The sequence below is a fragment of the Streptosporangium sp. NPDC003464 genome, from assembly GCF_053588315.1.
The window spans coordinates 1-1,593 of sequence record NZ_JBSFPS010000544.1 but is presented as its reverse complement, the minus strand read 5'-3'; the positions used below and the strand labels follow the sequence as shown (position 1 = coordinate 1,593).

The window sequence follows — 1,593 nt, the reverse complement described above, 5'->3', positions numbered from 1 at the left end:
GTCCGTCGACGGCCAGGTGGATCTTGGTGGTCAGTCCGCCGCGCGAGCGCCCGAGCGCCTGTCGGCCCTGATGGATCTGGGCTGATTGCTGCCCGTGCGTCCCGTCACGGCTCCCCCTTTACGGGCTCCTGCGGCGTGCTGGTGAGCGCGCACGATGGTGGAGTCCACACAGACCGCCGACCAGTCCACCTGGCCTGCGGCGTCGTCGTGAACCTGGACGTGTTCCAGGAGCCGGGCGAAGGTGCCGTCGGCCGACCAGCGGCGAAAGCGCTGGCAGACGGTCTGCCAGGGGCCGTACCGCTCGGGGATGTCGCGCCAGTCGGCGCCGGTGCGGATCTTCCAGACGATGCCGCCTGGCACCTGGCGGTGATCGCGCCAGCGGCCATCGCGTTCAGGGTCGGTCGGGCCCCTCACCTGGGGTTTGGGGCGAAGCTCCAATCAGACACAGTCCGAGCGTGATGCGCGCGCAGCGCGAAGACCCAGCGAGACCCAAGACGCGGGCCCGCCATTCAACGTTCAGTGATCCACAAAACAGAACCTAGTACCAAATGTGACGACCTCTAAATGATGATTTGAGCGAGCTTCTTTCTGTAGGTGAGGGCAGCTGCGCAGGTGAGGGGGGCGGCGAACAGGTTGCCGTGGCACTCATAGCGGATGGTGAGGCGACGGTAGCCGAGCAGCCACGCGAGGGTGCGCTCGACCTTCCATCGGTGGCGGCCCGCCGCCCTGCCGCGGTAGTCGATAGTGCGGCACCAACGGCTCCCACAGCTCGTCCGGCACCAGACGCAGTCCGAGACTGCGGTGAGCTTCAAAGCTGCTGTTTTCGGGTGCTGGACGGCCCCTGAGAGCGGGACGGAGCGCGCTTGGCGGCGGCCGGGACCGGCCCCAGGCCGCATGCCCGGCTGCCTGTCCGCCGGAGCGCGCGGTGGGCCGGGCCGGGCGCGGGCCGTCCTTGACCCCCTGTAAGAACAATTCGGCAATCAGTGACCCTTGCCGCTCTTGCCCTGGCCTCTCTGGTGAGCGTTCTTGTCTGCGCCTGATCGGGCCTTGCGGTCCAGACGACTCGTGGCGCTGGGGCTGGTCGGGTCCTTCGCAGCCTTGGACATGATCCGCGCCTTGGCGCTGTCGTCCCACGGCGTGGGCTTGTCGTTGCTCATGTCCTGGGTATGCCCGGACCGCCTGGGATTCTTTCGGCAACGATCACGCTCTGAACGCGCACACCAGGAAGAAGAGCACAGCGATCCCGCAGAGAAGAACGCCCAGCCCCATGCCGTCCATGGCGGCGGTCAACGTCAGGACGACCACGGCGGCGGCCGCGGCCAGTAGGTAGCGCGCTCTGAGCTCCAAGGCCCTTCCGTTCTTTCGGCAACGCGTCGACCAGTTCGGCGCCGTGAAGCGCCGTCACCTGATGTCCCATCCTGGATTCTTTCGGCAACCGCCGCCAAGGGCCTGGGCGTCGCGGGCCGGGACCGGCCGGAGAGCCGCAGCCCGGCCCGCGGACACCAGCGGCCCGCCAGGGGCGGGCCGCCTTGAACCCGTGAAGAAAAGTCTCATTGGATCTTGGGGTCTCGTCCGGTTGCTCTACCTTCGGAC

Annotated in this window: 2 protein-coding genes and 1 pseudogene; all 3 read right to left on the bottom strand. The window is 67.9% G+C overall.

All coding sequences use genetic code 11. The features are described from left to right. A pseudogene (locus tag ACWDS7_RS48380) lies at positions 1-396 on the bottom strand (IS5 family transposase); the annotation flags it as partial. A 584-nt stretch (positions 397-980) separates the two neighbouring features. Continuing rightward, entirely contained in the window at positions 981-1,157 is a 177-nt protein-coding gene (locus ACWDS7_RS48375) for a hypothetical protein (RefSeq protein ID WP_451934814.1), read from the bottom strand. Between the two features lie 43 nt (positions 1,158-1,200). Further along, a complete protein-coding gene (locus ACWDS7_RS48370; RefSeq protein ID WP_451934813.1) occupies positions 1,201-1,347 on the bottom strand; it encodes a hypothetical protein in 147 nt (48 codons plus the stop codon). Between the last annotated feature and the right edge of the window lie 246 nt (positions 1,348-1,593).

Excerpts from the sequence above, each read along its gene's own strand:
- ACWDS7_RS48375 (WP_451934814.1), bottom strand. The coding sequence starts at position 1,157 with ATGAGCAACGACAAGCCCACGCCGTGGGACGACAGCGCCAAGGCGCGG.